General features: G+C 41.7%; 17 protein-coding genes and 1 tRNA gene. 8 read left to right on the forward strand and 10 right to left on the reverse strand.

All coding sequences use genetic code 11. The features are described 5' to 3' along the window. Positions 1–95 precede the first annotated feature (95 nt). The 3 genes from ACWIWK_RS03675 to ACWIWK_RS03685 are packed head-to-tail and all read right to left on the reverse strand — an operon-like array spanning position 96 to position 4,575. Positions 96–2,183 (reverse strand): ATP-dependent helicase, encoded by a 2,088-nt coding sequence (locus ACWIWK_RS03675; RefSeq protein ID WP_454150945.1) that lies wholly within the window; start codon positions 2,181–2,183, stop codon positions 96–98. Between the two features lie 18 nt (positions 2,184–2,201). Next, positions 2,202–3,299, reverse strand: coding sequence for an SAM-dependent methyltransferase (locus ACWIWK_RS03680; protein WP_454150949.1), 1,098 nt, complete (start codon positions 3,297–3,299; stop codon positions 2,202–2,204). Continuing rightward, positions 3,262–4,575 (reverse strand): acetylornithine transaminase, encoded by a 1,314-nt coding sequence (locus ACWIWK_RS03685; protein ID WP_454150951.1) that lies wholly within the window; start codon positions 4,573–4,575, stop codon positions 3,262–3,264. Before ACWIWK_RS03685 ends, ACWIWK_RS03680 begins: the two co-directional genes overlap by 38 nt. Positions 4,576–4,737: 162 nt before the next feature. Between ACWIWK_RS03685 and ACWIWK_RS03690 the strand changes: the two genes are divergently transcribed. Next, positions 4,738–5,343 carry a hypothetical protein gene (locus ACWIWK_RS03690; RefSeq protein ID WP_454150953.1) on the forward strand — a complete coding sequence of 202 codons (606 nt, stop codon included), beginning with the start codon at positions 4,738–4,740 and terminating at the stop codon, positions 5,341–5,343. Between the two features lie 105 nt (positions 5,344–5,448). Then, positions 5,449–5,525 (forward strand) — tRNA-Met (locus ACWIWK_RS03695). A gap of 41 nt (positions 5,526–5,566) precedes the next feature. Here the strand turns inward: ACWIWK_RS03695 and hypE are convergent. From hypE to traF, 6 genes are read right to left on the reverse strand one after another with little or no spacing between them, the layout of a single operon-like run. Beyond that, positions 5,567–6,562 (reverse strand): hydrogenase expression/formation protein HypE, encoded by a 996-nt coding sequence (gene hypE / locus ACWIWK_RS03700; protein WP_454150955.1) that lies wholly within the window; start codon positions 6,560–6,562, stop codon positions 5,567–5,569. A gap of 12 nt (positions 6,563–6,574) precedes the next feature. Then, a complete protein-coding gene (locus ACWIWK_RS03705) occupies positions 6,575–8,305 on the reverse strand; it encodes an AAA domain-containing protein (RefSeq protein WP_454150957.1) in 1,731 nt (576 codons plus the stop codon). Positions 8,306–8,327: 22 nt separating this feature from the next. After that, complete coding sequence (gene hypD, locus ACWIWK_RS03710) at positions 8,328–9,431, reverse strand: hydrogenase formation protein HypD (RefSeq protein WP_454150959.1); 1,104 nt, start codon at positions 9,429–9,431, stop codon at positions 8,328–8,330. Positions 9,432–9,440: 9 nt separating this feature from the next. Continuing rightward, a complete protein-coding gene (locus tag ACWIWK_RS03715; RefSeq protein ID WP_454150961.1) occupies positions 9,441–9,701 on the reverse strand; it encodes a HypC/HybG/HupF family hydrogenase formation chaperone in 261 nt (86 codons plus the stop codon). Between the two features lie 22 nt (positions 9,702–9,723). Next, positions 9,724–10,398 (reverse strand): hydrogenase nickel incorporation protein HypB, encoded by a 675-nt coding sequence (gene hypB / locus ACWIWK_RS03720; protein WP_454152022.1) that lies wholly within the window; start codon positions 10,396–10,398, stop codon positions 9,724–9,726. 57 nt (positions 10,399–10,455) lie between these two features. Next, the gene (gene traF, locus ACWIWK_RS03725) at positions 10,456–12,336 is read right to left on the reverse strand and encodes a conjugal transfer protein TraF (RefSeq protein WP_454150962.1); all 1,881 of its coding nucleotides are present in this window, start codon (positions 12,334–12,336) and stop codon (positions 10,456–10,458) included. Between the two features lie 206 nt (positions 12,337–12,542). Between traF and ACWIWK_RS03730 the strand changes: the two genes are divergently transcribed. The 6 genes from ACWIWK_RS03730 to folP all read left to right on the forward strand — a co-directional run bounded on the left by ACWIWK_RS03730 (position 12,543) and on the right by folP (position 17,640). Next, on the forward strand, positions 12,543–13,229 hold the full coding sequence (locus tag ACWIWK_RS03730) for a tetratricopeptide repeat protein (protein ID WP_454150964.1): 687 nt from the start codon (positions 12,543–12,545) through the stop codon (positions 13,227–13,229). Between the two features lie 22 nt (positions 13,230–13,251). After that, the gene (locus ACWIWK_RS03735; RefSeq protein ID WP_454150966.1) at positions 13,252–13,902 is read left to right on the forward strand and encodes a tetratricopeptide repeat protein; all 651 of its coding nucleotides are present in this window, start codon (positions 13,252–13,254) and stop codon (positions 13,900–13,902) included. A 75-nt stretch (positions 13,903–13,977) separates the two neighbouring features. Beyond that, positions 13,978–15,186 carry an aspartate kinase gene (locus ACWIWK_RS03740; RefSeq protein ID WP_454152023.1) on the forward strand — a complete coding sequence of 403 codons (1,209 nt, stop codon included), beginning with the start codon at positions 13,978–13,980 and terminating at the stop codon, positions 15,184–15,186. Positions 15,187–15,194: 8 nt separating this feature from the next. After that, the gene (locus ACWIWK_RS03745; protein ID WP_454150968.1) at positions 15,195–15,764 is read left to right on the forward strand and encodes a HobA family DNA replication regulator; all 570 of its coding nucleotides are present in this window, start codon (positions 15,195–15,197) and stop codon (positions 15,762–15,764) included. A 17-nt stretch (positions 15,765–15,781) separates the two neighbouring features. Then, positions 15,782–16,453 (forward strand): DNA polymerase III subunit delta', encoded by a 672-nt coding sequence (locus ACWIWK_RS03750; protein ID WP_454150969.1) that lies wholly within the window; start codon positions 15,782–15,784, stop codon positions 16,451–16,453. Further along, positions 16,450–17,640: a dihydropteroate synthase gene (gene folP, locus ACWIWK_RS03755; RefSeq protein ID WP_454150971.1), complete on the forward strand. Its 1,191-nt coding sequence runs from the start codon at positions 16,450–16,452 to the stop codon at positions 17,638–17,640. Before ACWIWK_RS03750 ends, folP begins: the two co-directional genes overlap by 4 nt. 37 nt (positions 17,641–17,677) lie before the next feature. On the opposite strand, the gene ACWIWK_RS03760 is transcribed toward folP, so the two are convergent. Next, positions 17,678–18,439 carry a hypothetical protein gene (locus ACWIWK_RS03760; RefSeq protein ID WP_454150973.1) on the reverse strand — a complete coding sequence of 254 codons (762 nt, stop codon included), beginning with the start codon at positions 18,437–18,439 and terminating at the stop codon, positions 17,678–17,680. Positions 18,440–18,449: the final 10 nt, after the last annotated feature.

The following is an 18,449-nucleotide window of genomic DNA, read 5'->3' on the forward strand; positions in this document are numbered from 1 at the left end:
AGAATCTTAGCAACTTATAGGCTTGTATTGTAGCATAAAAAGATAATTGTGCTAAGCACACTGCGCTTAAAGGATAAAGCGATTGATTTATAACTCTATTTTTGCACAAAATCACTTGTAATCTTGCGCACCATACCACCAAAATTGATTTTTAATATGGTGGTATCGTTGTTTTGTTCAATTTCTATTATGCGTCCATTACCAAAAAGTTTGTGATTTACAATGTCATTTAGTGCGAAATTTGTATCGTTATTTTTATTTTGTGGTATGGGTGATATATCCTCTCCATTTGCGCCACTCTCCGCGAGAAATCGTGAGCGCACAAGGTGAGGCTCTCTTTTGCCGTGAAAGAGCCGTGATTGTGCGCTTGAGAGGTAGAGCTGCTCCTTTGCACGAGTAAAAGCCACATAGCCAAGTCGCCGCTCCTCTTCTAAATCTGTGTCAGTCAATATCATAGGGAAAAACCCCTCTTCTAATCCAATCACAAAGACGCTCTCAAATTCTAAGCCCTTAGCACTATGCACACTCATACAACTCACACATTCACTCGCATACTCATCAGCACTTGAGCTCAGTGAGATATTGTTTAAAAATTCTTGCAAGCCCTCATCTGGATTTTGCCTAAAATAGTCATCTAAAACACCATAAAATTCATCAATATTTGCCATTCTATCTATGCGTTCTAATGGCGTAAAATCACTACTAAAATCAAAACTTTCTTTAAATTGCGTGATAAATTCAAGCATTGAGTCCTCTTGCGTGAGCTTTTTTAGAGAATCTAGCAATGCAAAAAACTCCTCTAGTGTGTTATAATTCTTTTGTCCAATGAGAGTGGCACACTCCTTTGGGTAGGCACAAAAGCACGCATACACACTCAAATCTTTTTGCTTAGCGATGGCTTGCAATCGTTCTTGGGTTGTTTTGCCAATCCCACGCTTTGGTTTGTTGATGATACGCATTAGCGAGAAATCATCATTTGGGTTAATAAAAAAGCGCAAAAAGCTAATAATATCTTTGACTTCGGCACGCTCATAAAATCGCTGTGCGCCGATGAGTTTGTAGGGAATCTTCGCACGATTAAGCGCATCTTCAATACCACGACTAAAGGCGTTAAGACGAAACAAAATGGCAAAGTCTTGCGCGCTTTTGCCTTGCGTGAGTGCTTCTTTAATGATTGAGGCGATGAGATTGCCCTCAGCTATCTCATCGGGCGAAGTGAGGACAGAAACAGCACTGCCAGAATCTTTTTGGCTTTTGAGATTCTTCCCCAATCGTTTTACATTATGCGCTATAAGGGTGTTTGCAAGCTCTAAAATCTGTGGAGTAGAGCGATAATTTTCCTCGAGTTTAATTGTGCGTGCGTTGCTAAATCGCTCTGCAAATTGCAAAATATTAGAAATATCAGCCCCCCTCCAGCTATAAATGCTTTGGTCATCATCACCCACCACACAGATATTTTGGTGCGTGCAAGTGAGCAAGCATAAAATCTTATATTGCAATTCGTTGGTATCTTGGTATTCATCAACCATAATGTAGTTGTATTGTTCGCTTTTTTGCTTAGCGAGATTCTCATTTGAGCGTAAGATTTCATAAGTAAGGGAGAGCAAATCATCAAAATCAAGGGCATTGTGAGCGAGCAAGTATTCCTCATAGCGCATATATGCTTTGCTTAGGGCTTTAAATTCTGGGGAGTGGGCGTCTTTTAGCGCGACTTCAGGCTTAAGGCATTTGTTTTTATATGATGAAATATAGGCAAGCGTGCGTGCGGGTTGGATTTCTGGGGCGAGTGTTTTGGCGATTTTTTTACAATCTTGCGCATCAAGGAGAGTGAAATTCACATCGCGACCAAGCAAGTGGATATGGAACTTTAAAAATAACAAGCCAAAACGATGAAAGGTGCAAAGCAATGGCGGGGCTTGTGTGCTTTGACCAAGAAGCTCCATAGCACGCATTTTCATTTCATTTGCTGCCTTGTTAGTGAAAGTAAGCGTAAGGGTATTTTGCGCGGGGATTCCCACTTCTTTGATGAGGTAAGCTAAGCGCGTGGTGAGAGTCTTTGTCTTGCCACTGCCCGCACCTGCTAGCACGAGGAGCGCGCCATCAATGTGTTTGACTGCTTGTAGTTGCTCTGCATTAAGGCTTTTGAGACTTTGATGAAGTGGAGAATCTTTTTGGTTTTGCATAATTTTCCTTGCAATATCTCAATTTTGCGCGTTATTATAGCAAAAGCAAGCACATTTAAATCGCTCGCCTAAAATTTGTGGGTCTAGCAGACTTTTTGCCTTAGCGACTTCTCTAAGATAGAGTGCATTATGTGTGTGTTGCGAAAAGATTTCTAAAAGTTTTGTGATTCCCATTTTTTCCACAAGGGCACGATTTTGCGGGAGATAAAAAAGTCTATCCATTCCATTAAGCGCAAAAAGTTCTCCAACAAAATCAAAATCTACATCAGCAGTTATATCAGCACATTGATAAAAGGATTGCAGGCCTATTTTTTGCATATCCTCAAAGCTAAAAACTTGATGATTGATATAGGAGCGGATATAGGAGCGTGGATTAAGGCTTGAGTGTGTGTCATAATCAAAGGTAAGAAAATATGCGTTTTTAGCGCATTTAGCGCATTTGGCAATATCGCGTATAAATGCTGGCAGAAATGGACTTATCGCGCCATTACGAGAATCTAGCGCGTTTTGCTTTAAGAGATTTTGTAGAAGCGCGTTTTGTGGAGCGAACGCATTGTGAGATTGTAGCACTTTTTGTGCTTTTGGAATGCTAAGCCATTGGAGTGAAAAATTTTGCACAAAAAGCATTGTTTTATCCTCAAAAATATCCACACCAAAAGAGTCAAAAAGCTCATTACTCACAAAAAATACGCTTGCGTGAGAATCTATGCTTACTTGGATTTGGGCGAAATTTTCATAGATGATAAAGTTTGGAATCTCCGCGTTTTGTTGGGATTGGCGTAGCGATATAAGTGGCTCAAGCGTGGCAAATGTAGTGTGCTCCATCACACCATAAGAGAGCGAATGTAAAAAGTTGGCAATATCACGCAATAAAAAACCCTTGTCCGCACCAATTTCAATAATATAAAGTGGTAAGGAAAGTTTGCCCTGCTCTAAGAGTGAGAGTATGAAGTTCGCAATGCTCCCACCAAAGAATCTGCTCGCGCTTACCGAAGTGTAAAAATCCCCATCTTTACCCACGCGAGAAGTGCTGTGATAGTAGCCTTTATCTGCGTAAAGGCTCTCTTGCATCCACGCGCTAAATGGTTGTAGTTCGTGGTTTTTTTGGTTTGGCATTAGTGCGAGATTTGGGCTTTACACTGCTTGCTAAAGAAGCAGGAGCATTTGTCGTTTTAGGTGTTTGATTCTTTGTTTTAATGCTTTTGAGTGCCTTTTGGAATCGTCTAAATCCCTCATCAATCTCACGCTTGCTAATAAGCAATGGCGGGAGGAATCGCACCACGCCTCTACCTGAGCGGAGCACAAGTAGTCGTTGGGTAAAGCACGCTTGTAAAATATCTTGTTGGACTTGCTCGCTCTTTGCCTTTAAGCCACACATTAGCCCAAGCCCTGTTTTGTGGATAAAAAGCGTGGGGTATTTTTTAAGTAGAGAATCTAATTTGGCGTTAAAATACACAATCGTGCGCTTTAGTTTCCCGCTATCATAGGCTTTTTCTAGGATTTTTATAGCCTTTAAACCAGCACTTGTGCTTAAGAAATTGCCCCCAAATGTGCTCCCGTGCTCACTTGGCGCGAAAATATCAACACGACTTGTCATACACGCGCCTATTGGCACGCCACCAGCCAGCCCCTTTGCCATTGTGATGACATCAGGCTCTATCCCATAGATTTTAGAAGCAAAGATTTCACCGCTACGATAGATTCCGCTTTGCACTTCATCGACCATTAGCAGGACATTTTTGGACTTTAAGAGCTTTGCAAGCTCAATCACTTGAGCTTTATCCATTTGCTCAATCCCACCTTCGCCCTGCACGAGCTCTAAAAGCACGGCGCAAGTTTGAGAATCTAGCACATTAGCAATGTCTTTAATATCTTTTGCATACACAAATCCATCGGGATACGGACCAAAATGTTTGTGCATTTTGTCCTGTCCTGTGGCTTTGAGCGAAGCAATGGTGCGCCCGTGAAAGCTAGAATCGAGCGTGATAATTTTGTATCGCCCGCTTGGATTCCCAAATTTGCGTGCTATTTTGATAGCGCATTCATTTGCTTCTGCCCCAGAGTTTGAGAAAAACACACGATACTTGGTGTTTGAGCGAGAATTTTTTGTATAGCAATCGATGATTTTTTTTGCAAGTCTTGCTTGTGGAGCGATATGGTAGAGATTTGAAGTGTGGATAAGTCTTTTTGCTGCTTTGTTGATTGCTTTTGCAAGAGCTTTATTTCCGTGTCCTACACTCACTACGCCAATACCCGCACCAAAATCTATATAATCTCTTCCTGCTTCATCATATAAAGTTGCGTTTTTTCCTTTTTTAAAGGCAACATCTGCGCGCTTGTAAGTATGGAGCACATATTGTGTATCAATGGTTTTAATGTCTTGTAAGTTCATTCTCTCTCCCACTATTTAGTTTAAAAATGAGTGATTATATCCTAAAAGCCACAAAAATGCGACACAAAAGACTTGCAAATCTTAGGCATATTGAGTGATTATAAATATGGATTGTTTTTTGCTTAAATGCTCATACATACATTTTATTTTTGGAGCTGTATTATGCAAATTAGCGCGTTTTCACCATATACACCACAGCCCTCCACTCTTGATTCTCTAAGCAGGCAAGGCACGGGAGACTTCGCACAGAGTGCTTCTGGGACTTCAAATACTAATGCCAATTCCAATGGCTATGAGGCTAATGGACGCGAAGAGAGAGCAAATGAGGCAAAAGATAAGCCTCAAAATTTGCAAAGCACTGCGGATAGAATCGCACAACAAGGCGTGAATAAGAGCTCTTTTGATGATGCTTTGGAAGTAAGTCAAAGTAGCCTCCAAGATTCCCTGCCAGAGCATTTTGGACGCATTACTTATGGATTGGCACTCATAGAGCAAATGAGCGATAATGAGTATCGTGCATTTTTACGCGCCACAGAGGGGTTAAGTGATAGTGAAAAAATAACAATGGCACAAAGTCTCTATCGCTTTACAGACCTCTATCAAGGGCGCGAGGAATCAATTAATCAAGACCCAATCTTACAAGAAAAGTATAAAGCCTTTGGTGTGAGTGATAAGGAAATTACTTCGTTTTTAAACCGCTACAAAAACGCGTATATGGAGATTGCAAGTCAAAATATCTCACAAAGCAATGTGGCTATGCTCAACTAGCCACCAAAAACCTTGAAATTAAAAAGAGCAAAATTTAAAGACTTTGTAAGCAAAGTTTTTTTATAATCTCATCTTTGCTTACAAAATACGGTTGTTTTGCGAGTTGTCAGGGTAGCTCAGCTGGTTAGAGCGCTGGTCTCATAAGCCGGAGGTCGGGAGTTCAAGTCTCCCCCTTGACACCAACCATAAGCCAATCTTTTAAATCTATAAATCCCCTAATTTCTTAGCAGATTCTTGGTAGGAGTTCGCCTTGTGGATATTCTAAATATCTCTTTCCGCCAAAAGCATTGTGTAAAATCACTTTTTGTGGATTTTGTGTGGTTACTTTACCTATGACGGACGCATTTTTACCAAGTGGGTGGGCGTGCAATATATCAAGGATTTTTTCACACGATTGCTTTGGCACGCTTAGCACGCATACTCCCTCATTGGCAAGTGCGTAAGGCTCTAATCCAAGTATCTCACACACACCTTTAACGCTCTCTAGCACGGGGATTTGCTCCTCAAAAATCTCGATTCCCATATTGCTTGCTTGCGCCCATTCGTTAAGCACACTTGCAATGCCACCGCGTGTCGCATCTCTTAAAGCGTGTATTGAGAGATTGTGTGTGAAAAGTGGCTCAAGCATTGGAAAAAGTTGCGCGCAATCGCTTTGCAGATTTGATTGCAGAGCGATTTCATTTCTCGCACAATAAATTACAGAGCCGTGTGTGCCTACATTTGCGCTTACGATAATGCAGTCATCTTGTGCTAAGTTCTTTTGACTTAGGTTTGGATAGATAATGTCCCCTAGCGCGGTGGTGTTTATAAATATTTTATCGGCACTGCCCTTTGGGACGACTTTGGTATCAGCACTAAGGAGCACAAGATTTAGAGAATCTAGCTCTTTTGCCATTGAGGAGACAATGTGCTCTAATGTGCTTAATTCTAATCCCTCCTCAATGATAAAACCCGCACTTATAAACTTCGGTCTTGCACCCATCATCGCTACATCATTGCTACTTCCACACACGCTTAGTTTTCCAATGTCTCCTCCACTAAATATACAGGGCGTAACCACATAACTATCCGTGCTAAGCGCGAAATTTCCAGCACTTTTGCCAATGCCTGCGTCCTCGCCACTATGTGGCATAAACTTACCCAAATGACGCAAAAATACCTTATCGATGAGCTGCTTAGATTCCACTCCGCCGTTGCCGTGTGATAAAATCACTTCCATTTTAACACCTCCTTAAATATGTAAAATTTGTGCTTGCTGTAATAATTTACTAAGAAATTGCGTAGGTTTGCTTTGCCAAAAGCTCCTATCACACACGATAAAAAGCTGTTTTTTAATCCTGCTAATCGCCACATTAAGCCCAAAAAGGGCGTTTATCTGGGTAGAATCTGTCAAGTGATAATGCAATCCCACAGGTGAAAAAATCACACTATCCCACTCACGCCCCTGCGAGCCGTGAATCGTAGAGACTTCAGCACTTGGCAACGCCCGCGCAATCTCCTTTTTTTGACGCACAAATGGCGTGATGATTCCCACAGAGAAGTTTGCTCTATCCTTGCTTTGGCGTATGAGATGTGTATAGAGATTTGCCACAGCGCGCACTTCATTGGCACTCATCATAGAATCTACCTCGCTCTTTTTCCCGCAATCTAAGCAAACAACCTCAATTTGTCTATCCTGTCCTTGCAAGCCAATATGATAAATGTGAGAATCAAGGAGTTTTGCGAGATTGTCCCCATAGCGATGTGTGTAGCGAAGCGTAGAGATAGAGCTTATATTTGGCGTATGCGTGGGAGTTTTATCAAGCAGAGCAACGGGATTATCGCTTAAAAATTCCTCGATAAAAAGCGCGGAGAGATTCCATAGATTGACTTCTTTTTGCTTGGCAATGTCTTTTGGTGGCATTTCACAAATTGGCATTAGTTGCTTATGGTCGCCAAAAAAGCTAATGGGCACATTTTGTGTGCATAAAGCACAAGCCTTAGATAGCGGGGCGAACGCACATTCATCAAGGAAAAAATGCTCAAACTCCACGCCCAAGCTATCAAATCGCTTGATAAAGCCATCAAGCGTAAGTCCCACGATAAGAGATTCTTTAAGGCGGGTTTTAAGTGAGATTCCCTGTGTGAAAAGTGAAGAGATATTTTTTTTATGGACTAAATTTGGGTCGCAACATTCGGGGTAAAGACGCATAAATTTTTGCGTAGGCATTCCTAAGCGAAGTAGGTTGCTTAGCTCAAAGTTATGTTTTTTAAAATTTTCAATAAGTGTGCTAAAAATTTGCTCTAATGCAGAGTTCGTGGGTGCTAGCACGCAAGTTCTTAAGCCATTTTTGGCATACCATAGCAACGATTCAAAAAGCACTACTTGGGTTTTCCCACTGCCCGGTGGTCCCCATACATAGCTAATGGGTTTTTCAAAAACCATTTGTAATGCTTGCTTTTGGTATTCATTAAGATAGTGAGGAATCTCTTTTAGCTCCAAAGGTTTCCTACTTGGCAAGCAAAGAGAATCTTCGTGTTTAGCGATGAATTCCGCGACATTTTTTACTAAGAATTTTAAATCACTAAAAAGTTTGAGTGAGGGTTGCTCCATTATGTTTTGTGGAGTTTTTTTGTGTGATTTTTGTGTATATTGTGCGAAAAGATGTTGCAAGGCACTTAGGAGCGTGAAGTTTGGGAAAATCTCTAAAAAAAGCCTATCTTGGTCAAAGTTCATATCACAATGGCTAGCAAGCTCAAAACTTTGCCCTCCAAACTCCAAAATAAGCCCCTCTTGAGAGAAAAGTTTGCGTGAGAGCTGTAAGAGCAAAATATCATTTTCAAAAATTGCGCGCACTATGCGAATTTCATCTAAGCCTAAATTATGAGAATCTAAGTAGTCATAGTAGCTTTTTGCCGAGTGTAAAAGTAGAGCAACTTGGCTTTTATGTGGGCTTTGATTCTCTTGCAGGGCTAATGACATTGCACACTCCAAATGTTATGGCTTATGCGAATTTGCCATATTTATAATACGCCGCACACGCTCCCTCTGAGCTCACCATACAGCTCCCAATAGGCGAAGTGGGCGTGCAAGATTTGCCAAAGACTTTGCAATTATATGGCTTCGCATTGCCTTTTAAGATTTCTCCACAAATGCACGCTTTGCTGTCATTCACGCGCACTTTTGGCAAAATGTCATCAAACTTTTTGCGTGCGTCAAGGTAGGCAAACTCCTCTTTGAGTGCCAATCCAGAATCTGCAATCTCACCCAAGCCACGCCACTCAAATACACAAGGTGTGAAATATTTGCTAATGAGGTTTTGTGCCTTTGTGTTGCCTTCAAAGCTCACTATGCGCGAATACTGAATCTCCAACTGAGGTTTTTTCTCAATGACTTGCTTGCAGAGCGAAAGCACACTTTGCATCATATCAAGTGGTTCAAATCCACTTACCACGATTGGGATTTGGAATTTCTCCAAAATGGGCGCATAAATTTTGCTTCCACTTATGGCACTCACGTGAGATGGTGCGATGAGAGCATTTATACTGCAATCTTTAGAATCTAAAATTGCATTAAGCGGTGGCGGGACAAGGATATGGTTGCTATGAAAGGATACATTACTAAGGTTTTGAGCGATGACAGATTCTATAAGTGCGGCAGTCATTGGCGTGGTGGTCTCAAAACCAATGGCAAAATATACAATGTGCTTTTGTGGGTTGTCTTTGGCGATTTGGATAAGCTCAAATGGCGAGTATAAAAAGCGCACATCTGCGCCTTGCGCCCGCGTCTTTTGCAAGCTTCCTTGACTTCCGGGCACTTTAATCATATCGCCTAAGGTAAGCAAAATCACATTTTCTTGCTTAGCGATAGAGTGTGCCTCATCGATTCTGCCCTTTGGCATTACACACACAGGACAGCCCGGTCCGTGTATGAACTCAATATTTGGTGGCAAAAGTTTTGTGAGCCCATATTTCATCAGCGTGTGTGTGTGCCCGCCACACACTTCCATAATTTTAAGTTTGTGTGGGAGCTTTTGGCTTAGCAGTTTGATAGCTTTGGCACACGAAAGGATAGAATCTTTATCGCGGTAAGTGTGAATGTAATCCATTGAGATTCCCTAATTTTGCTGACTTTGCGCTAAGTCCTCTTGCTCGATGTCGCGCACGATTTGTTCATAGAGTTCTAAACTTGCTTGTGCCGCACTCTCATCAATCTTACTTACGATAAAGCCAATGTGTAAAAGCACCCAATCGCCCACATTTATTTCTTCATTGCAGAGTTCTAATCGTGCTTCGCGTTGCACGCCCATTGTATCGACTATGGCGGTGTTTTGTTCGGTGTTTATTGAGATGATTTTTGATGGGATTGCTAGGCACATACGCCCTCCTTGTAATGTTGTGTTAAAAAATATGCTTACTTTTATATCGTGTTTCGCGCATTTTTTGAATGTGATTTTTGAGATTCTCTACACTTTTATTGTCTTTGGTGCTAAGGCAAAAAATAGGGATATGCTTATTAAGATTTGCTAAATCACTTTTGACTTGCTCTAAATTAAAGTTAAAAACGCTAGCCAAATCCCATTTTGAGACTACTACCAAGTCCGCACACAAAAACATACTTGGATATTTGAGAATCTTATCATCACCCTCAGGGGTGGAGAGAAAGACGATATTAAGCGCAGCCCCCAAGTCATAGCTCGCAGGGCACACCAAATTGCCTACATTTTCGATACACAGATACTCGCATTCATTGAAATCACATACTTGCCTTAGCACGCTAAAGCCAGATTCTATCATTTTAGCATCTAAATGGCAGGCTTCTCCTGTGGTGATTTGATGCGCTTTGATACCTTTATCTTGCAATCGTTGTGCGTCTCTATTGGTTTGTAAATCTCCCTCTAACACACAGAATCGAAAGTCTTTAAACGCGCTTAAGTGTTCCAAAAAGCTCGTTTTCCCACTGCCCGGTGAGCTCATTAGGTTGATGACATAGAGATTGTTTTGTTTATAGAGTTCGCGGAGTTCGTTGGCTTTTTTGTCGTTTTGGCTTAGGATTCGCGCTCCAACGCTTATCATTGTAGAATCTAAGTTAGCGTTGTTTTGCAGTCGTTGTGCGCGCGATTCCCCTCTCAATTAAAAGCTCCACTGCGCTCCGATTCTAAGAGCGAGATAGTTTGAGAGTGTGTAGCCATAGATTGTAGGATTTTGCCCTAGTCCATATTGCACGCTCACATCAATGCCTAGCGCATTGATACCGCCTGTGAGGATTACACCCTCGCCATATTGACTACGCAAGTCTTTCATTGCGCCAAATTTGAAATCCACATATTTAAAGTCTGCTAAAACTCCTCCACCTATGGTTTGAGAATATGGGCTTGTGAGTGAGAGTGTGTCATTTGGGAGTAAGTCCATATCAAACGCAAAGGTTAAGAATCTTGAGAGCTCATAGCTCGCACCAAATCGCACTTGGCGGTTTAAGATAAAGTCGCGTGTTGTAAAAGCAATTTTTGGGGCGTTGATATTTTTTACCACAAGTCCAAGATTGAGCTTTTTGGCAAAGCTAGGGGTATAGAGCACGCCCAAATCCGCGCCAAAAGTGTGAGTTTCTTGCTGGATTAAGTCCATTCCTTTTGGCGTGACTAAACTCCCCGTTAAGTCATTGACTTTAAGTGGGGAATCATAGGTATATCCAAAGGCTTTGATAAATTTGCCAGCCAATCCAATATTGATATTACCAATACTTGTATAAATCGTATGCCCATAGCCCACAGGAAGCTCTATGATAGAGAGCATTGTGCCACTTATTCTATGATTTGCACTTGAGCTAAGGATTGAGTTATTATTAAAATCTTGCTCTCCTTTTTTCGCAAAGTTCACGCCACTCCCACTCACACTAAGCCCAAAGTAATCACAATTTGCCGCAGTAGGATTAAGGGAATCACAATCTGCGCCGTTTTTCCCCACGCCTATGATAAGTTGATTATGTGTCTTATCGATAATAGCTGAAGCATTCACAAAGGATTGAGGCAAAATCGCTATGGCGATAGCCCCGCGCCCTCTTTTGTCCTCGCTTACTTCTACTTTGCCTACGCCCTCGACATTGATATATTTTTTAGGTTTTGCTCCACCCATTTGAAACACAAGTCCATTTTGTGTAGAAATATTGATATTATTGGTTTGCAGGGTATTATCAATCATTACAAACGCATCTAAGATTTTATCCACATCGGCATCTGTCCCGCGCGGGATAGTAATACTGCCAGCTGCAGCTAGTATATCCTCTGCTTTAAACCCTTTTCCCTCGCTAATTTTTTCAATGATATTAGAGATACTCTCGCCACTTAAACCATTTACAATACCACTAAGCAAGCCAGAGCCTGTCGCATTTGCTGCAGTAGAGACTTCGTCTTTAATTTTATTTTGCAAATCTGGATTATCTTTTGCCTCCTTCTGCAATTCTTTGGCTATTGTATTAAGGTCATTTCCATTACAATTTTGACAACCTACCTTGTTGGCAAACTCTTTTAATTTCGTTTCATCAATAGTCCCACCACTTTTTACACCAAAAAGTTTCATTAACGCACTCGCAAATACACCTTCGACTTTTGTAGTGCCAAAATTCACACTACCGCTCTGCGCTGTGGTCGTGGCAGTCGCGCTCGTAGTAGTCATAAATGTCGTTGTCTTCCCACTCCCACTGCTTACAGGGTCAAGGAGCTTTTCTTGTAAGACTTTACTAAAGCCTTTAATATCGCTATTTGGGTCTAAAATCATACCAGCGGCTTGCCCGATATTTTGGTCTTTTACTTGCACGCCGAAGCTAAAGCCAAGTTTGGAGCGTTTATCTGCGCCAAGAAGAGCGGGGTTGTAGTAGATTCCCCACGCGGAGTTTTTCACTGCGACACCAGCACCGCCGATACCACTTGAGACACCACCCATAGTGCCAAACTCTAAGCCAAACAAAAACGCGCTAAAGCTAAGTGCCAGCGCAATTATTCTTTGCAATTTTTTCATAATGCCCACCTTAATTTAGGATTTCTTTCAATCTCCCTATTTAGAGAAACCAACTAACTTAAGTTTAGTTAAGAAATTATTATACCCCTTTTTTGCATTTTTGGGTGTGATTTATAGAAAAATTGTATAAATCCTCTATGAAATCAAACAAAAACACATACAAGATTGTATAATTACATCGTAACAAATGCTTATGGAGTGCGATAATGAGTAAAATACCACTTATAAAATCTCAAAGCAAAAGCCTAGCTTTGTCGGTTAGTTGGCGTTTTTGGCGTGCTTTGTTTGGCGTGCCTTTTGTGTGTGTTTTGAGTTTTGGTGCGAGTATTGATGAGCTCACTTCTTTGGAGCAATTACTTCATCACAAACAACAACAAAGCATAAGCGCGCTCCAGCGACAATGTGATAAAAGTGAGCTATACGCGTGCTTTCATTTGGGAATCTTATACAGCGGTAGTGAGAATGCAGACTACAAAGCAAGCGTAAGCTATTACGCAAAAGCGTGCGAGGGCTCGTTAATGGCAGCGTGCAATAATTTAGGTGTGATGTATCAAAAGGGACAGGGCGTGCGACAAGACGATGAAAAAGCCATAGAGCTCTACCGTGCTGCGTGTAATGGCGGAAGTGCTGATGGGTGCAATAATTTAGGCGTGAGCTTAGAGCTTGGCATTGGATTAAAGAAAAATTACGCACAAGCGGGCGTGTATTACGCTGTCGCGTGTGAAAACAAAAGCCCCAAAGGGTGCTCTAACCTTGCAGATTTAACGCTTAAAGGCAGGGGTGTAAAAAAGAATAAAGAGCTTGCTAAGCAGTATTATGGACTTTCTTGTGATTTTGGCTTACAAGAGGGCTGTGAGAAATATAGAGAACTCAATACCGCTAAGAAAAAGTAAGTAGCGTCCTTAAGGAGAGAGAATGAAAATGCAAAGATTGCTTATAGGGATTGTGTTTGTAGTGATTTTAGGTGGATGTGCGATTGGCAAGAAAGAATCTAAGCCAGATTCTCAGCTTGCTGATGTCAGTATGGAAAACATAGAAACTCCGCTAATGTTTGAAATGGTGCAGGGGTATAAAGACGCGTGTGCGAGTGGAGATTATCAAAAATGCTATAACACAGGCGTGCTCTATGCTAGAGGCGATGGCAAGACGCAATTTTACAACAAAGCCGTGCATTATTTCCGCACAGCGTGTGGTGGAGGCTATGTCAAAGCCTGCACGAAACTTGGCACAATGTTTGAAGAGGGTGTAGGTGTGCGATATAGCTTAAACACAGCATTGCGTTATTATCAAGGCGCGTGCTCGCTAAGCGAGCCTGATGCGTGCAACAACCTTGCACGATTTGCAGAGCAGGGGATTATCGTTGATAAAGACATTAAATATGCAGCACTTCTCTATGAGAAATCTTGTGCTGGAGGCTCTCCTAGTGCGTGTCTCAATATCGCCAAAGCCTACCTTAAGGGCAAGGGCGTGAGCAAAGATAAAAAAATGGCAAAGAATTTTTTTGGTTTAGCGTGTGATGCTGGTGTGCAAGAAGCGTGCAAGTCTTTTAAAGCACTTGGTGATTAAGATTGCTATGCGATAATTGCGCGTAAATTTCAAAGGTTGATTGTAAGGATATAGGGAAATATGCAGGAAAATACAATGTTAATCGTGCAAAAGTATGGTGGCACGAGTATGGGTGATTGTGAGAGAATCCAAAATGTCGCAAACAAGGTCTCAGACACGCTGAAAAATCGCAAATGTCGCCTTGTAGTCGTGGTCTCGGCAATGGGTGGCGAGACAGACAAATTGCTAGGGTTTGCCCATCATTTCTCTAATCTTCCAAATACACGCGAAGTGGATATGATGCTAAGTGCTGGAGAGCGTGTGAGTAGTGCGCTTTTAGCTATTGCGTTAGAATCTATTGGGATTAAGGCGATTTCGCTCTCTGGGCGTGGAGCGGGAATCATCACAGAGAATCTCCACACAAAAGCACGCATTAAGCGCATTGATACAAGTCATATACAAGCATTGCTTGATGAAGGGTATGTCGTAATTGTCGCAGGATTCCAAGGAGTGAGTGAAAAAGATGAGGTAACCACACTTGGGCGCGGTGGGAGTGATTTATCCGCGGTAGCTTTGGCTGGGGCTTTGAGTGCAGATATTTGTGAGATTTATAGCGATGTTGATGGGATTTATACCACCGACCCACGCATAGAATCTAAAGCAAAAAAGATTGAAAAAATCAGCTATGATGAAATGCTCGAGCTTGCCTCAATGGGTGCAAAAGTGCTACTTAATCGCTCTGTTGAGCTTGCTAAAAAACTCAGTGTAAAACTCGTATCAAAAAGTTCATTTACACAAGGTGAGGGGACGATTATCACAAATGAGGAGGACATAATGGAAAAGCCCATTGTAAGTGGCGTGGCACTCGATAAGAATCAAGCACGCGTAAGCATTGTCGATGTGGCAGATAGACCGGGTATTGCTGCAGAAATTTTCGGTGTGCTCGCACAAAGCAATATCAATGTGGATATGATAGTCCAAACTATCGGGCGTGATGGCAAGACAGATATTGATTTTACGATTCCACAAACTGAAGTAGAGCTCGCTAAAACCGTGCTTGAGCGATTTAATAGTGATGTAGGAAATATCGAGTATGATTGTGATATTGCGAAAGTATCAATCGTAGGCGTGGGAATGAAGTCGCACACAGGTGTAGCAAGTATCGCGTTTAACGCACTCGCAAAAGATAATATCAACATTATGATGATTGGCACAAGTGAGATAAAGATTTCTATGATTGTGGATATTAAATATGCTGAGCTCGCTGTGCGCGTGCTCCATAGTGTGTATGAGCTTGATAAATAAGGCGGGCAATGGAGAGAGCATTAAAGCTTGATGTGTGGCTTGATAAAGAGATTAGGCAAGCTGATAATAAGGGCATTATGAGCGGGTGGTTGCACGAGAGGCGATTAGAGATTGTCCCGCTTTTCCGTCAAACGCTTTTACATATTATTGGTGGCGGAAGTTTGATATTACTCACTGATACGCAATACAAATGGCTTGGGAACTATATCACTCAGCATATCAATCCGCCAAACAAAACGCGCCCATTTTTTCCAATCTATGAGTTAAGTTCGCTTGGATATATGATTGATAAATCATTGCGAGATTCTGAAGATAAGATGTTTAGCGTGATTGTCAATATGCTTAATCTTTCGTTTAAAAAATACGCGTTTTGGTATATCGGCAGGCGCAATCCACGCGCGGAATTTGTGCTTTCTCAAAGCCATTCATTTGTGTGGCTAGTCGATGAGAATCTCCCTAAAACCTTTAACCTTAGCTCAAGCGATGAACTCCTTGATTATAAGTTATTGCAACTTTATAGGTTGTTTGAAAACGCGCTTTGTGCGAGTGCATTTGGGCAAATTTCTTTAGAGTTTTGACACATTAAAGAGGGGATATGATTAAAGACAATGCAGATAAGAGCGAGGGGTTTTTCGTAGGGGAGCTTCATATTTGCGCACACGCCCAAAATCTCATCAACAGCATTATCGCACCTCTAAGTGGGGAAGAGTATGTCGTGTTTTATCCTAAAGATGATAAGGGCAAGGAAATGGAGTTTGGCATCGCGCTAGCGAGGGAAGTCATCGCTCAAAGTTATCTTGCAAGCGCAAAGAAGCGATTTATCATTTTAAGTGCGCCAAAATTTAGCATAGAAGCACAAAATGCTTTGCTAAAGATTCTCGAAGAGCCACCTAAAAAAGTGCAATTTGTGATGATTGTCCCAAATAAAAATGCCATTTTACCCACTATTATTTCGCGTTTGCAATGCACCAACCACAAAGACACAAAGGCTTTACCACTTTTTTCACTCAATCTCGCGAGGTTAAATTTGGAAAGCATTTATGAGTTCCTTAGAGAATGTGATAAAGCCAATCGCACACCACACGAAGTCAAAGAGCATATCCAATCACTTCTCATCGCCGCACATACCTATAAGATTCCCCTTAAGCAAGCGCATTTGCAAGATTATGATAGGGCGATAAAGCAAGCGGATAATTATGGCAGGGAAAGCTTTATCTTTCTCCCGCTTTTGCTAAAAATCCTCCATATCAATAAGGGCAAAAAATGACCACCACACGACTAAATCAAAGCACCATTTTGCAATCTCTAAAGCGCGTAGGAAGCGATAAAACTGGCAATGCGATAATGAGTAAAAAAGCACAAATACTTTATTTTGAAATTAAAGATTTAGACTTTGTGCCAAGCGCGATTTTAAAGCAAGAGGCATTAAGTTTGGGTGCGGAGTATGCTACGCCACGAGAGCAGATTCTCTACAAGGGGCAAAAGCAAGGTGTGCTTATCATTTCTCAATCTCAGCTTGAGAGGCTTTGTAAAAAGTTGCACCACCAAGAATTTGGGTTAAAATCGTTGGCAAAAATGTTGGAATCCCATTTAGATTCTCAAAGCAATGGTGCATTTGCTAAGACTTTGTGCGACCCAAAGTCGCGCATTATGCCTATCGTCAATATCACGCCTGATAGCTTCTATGAGGGCTCGCGTAATGATAGCAAGCAGGCTATTGAGCGCATATATGCGCTTTTGCAAAAAGGCTTTAGCCTTATTGACATTGGCGCGGCAAGCTCGCGTCCGGGAAGCGAACTCATAGAATCTAGCGTAGAAATCGCACGCCTTGAGGGCGTGTGTAATGAGATAAAGAGCCAAAACCTCCACACCAAAGTCACTTTTAGCATTGATACTTATAATCCGCAAACTGCGCAATACGCACTAGAGAGCGGGTTTAAAATCATTAACGATGTGAGTGGTTTTAGCAATCCACTAATGGCAAAAATCAATGCAAGCTATGGCGCGTATGCTCTGCTAATGCACTCTAAAGGCACACCAAAAGATATGCAAAACACCACAAACACCAATTACGCGGATTTATTTGGCGAGATTGATATGTTTTTTACGCGCAAGATTGAGGAGATTCTCAACGCTGGGGGCAAAGAGATTATTTTAGATATAGGGTTTGGCTTTGCGAAGACACAATCCCAAAATCTCGCATTAGTCAATCATCTCGCGCATTTTAAGCACTTTGGCTATCCATTACTTTTGGGAGCGAGCAGAAAAAGCACGCTAGGCGAGATTACAGGCAAGCCAGCCAATGAGCGATTAAGTGCGACTTTGGCTCTGCATTTACTCGGTGTGCAAAATGGCGCGGACATAGTGCGCACACACGATGAGGACGCACATTTAGATAGTTTGTTGGTGTTAGAAGCGATGAGGGAAAATTCTTTAGGGCAGGGCGTGTTATAGAATCTAGATTCTATAACACCTGCTAAATAAAGGGAGTCTAAAACTCCACTCCCATTTCAAGCATTCCAGCGTAGTTGTTGTTCGCAGGATAGCGCAAAGGCGTATTGTCATAAGTGATAGTCTCTGAGGCGTTAATATGCTGAAATCTACCAACAGCACGGATAAATACTACATAATCATTTTCAAATTTATAGCTCACACCCACATTGGCATTAAGCTCGAAGTTGCCAATTGACCTTGATTCTGCAATTTCATTGCTCTGATAATAACGAAAGGCTACGGGTTTAGAATATGTATAACCCATAACTAGCCAGCCATAGCCCGCACCATAGCTTAGTATAAGGTTTGACGCAAGAGGGACTTGCCCATCGATTTCTATGCCCAAAAGTGCTTGCACATAGCCAAAGTTCTTTTTGTGTGGGGTATTAAGAGTAAGACCAAGCGTGAAGTTTATAAAAAGTGGAGTTTGCTTGCTAAGCACATTTTTGCCTAACTTTGCTGTAAAATCCACAAAAATTGCATTAAGTGAAGTAGCAAAGCTAGCAGGAAAATTGTTCCCCTGCAGAGTATTTCTCCCACCACCTATGCGCACATCAGTATCAAACTTTATGCGTTGATTGTGGATAAACCCTCCACCAGCATATAAATAGCCCACACTGCTACCAAAGTCAGAATCTAACGCATTAAAAGAATAGCTCCCCACACCTAAACCAACATTGCCGTAGTAGCATTTTTTTACTTCACAATATTCTTTAAAGGTGCTAGAGGCGAAACTTGCTGCACTAAGATAAGTTGCCAATCCTAGTGCG

The sequence above is a fragment of the Helicobacter sp. 23-1048 genome (genome assembly GCF_053654545.1).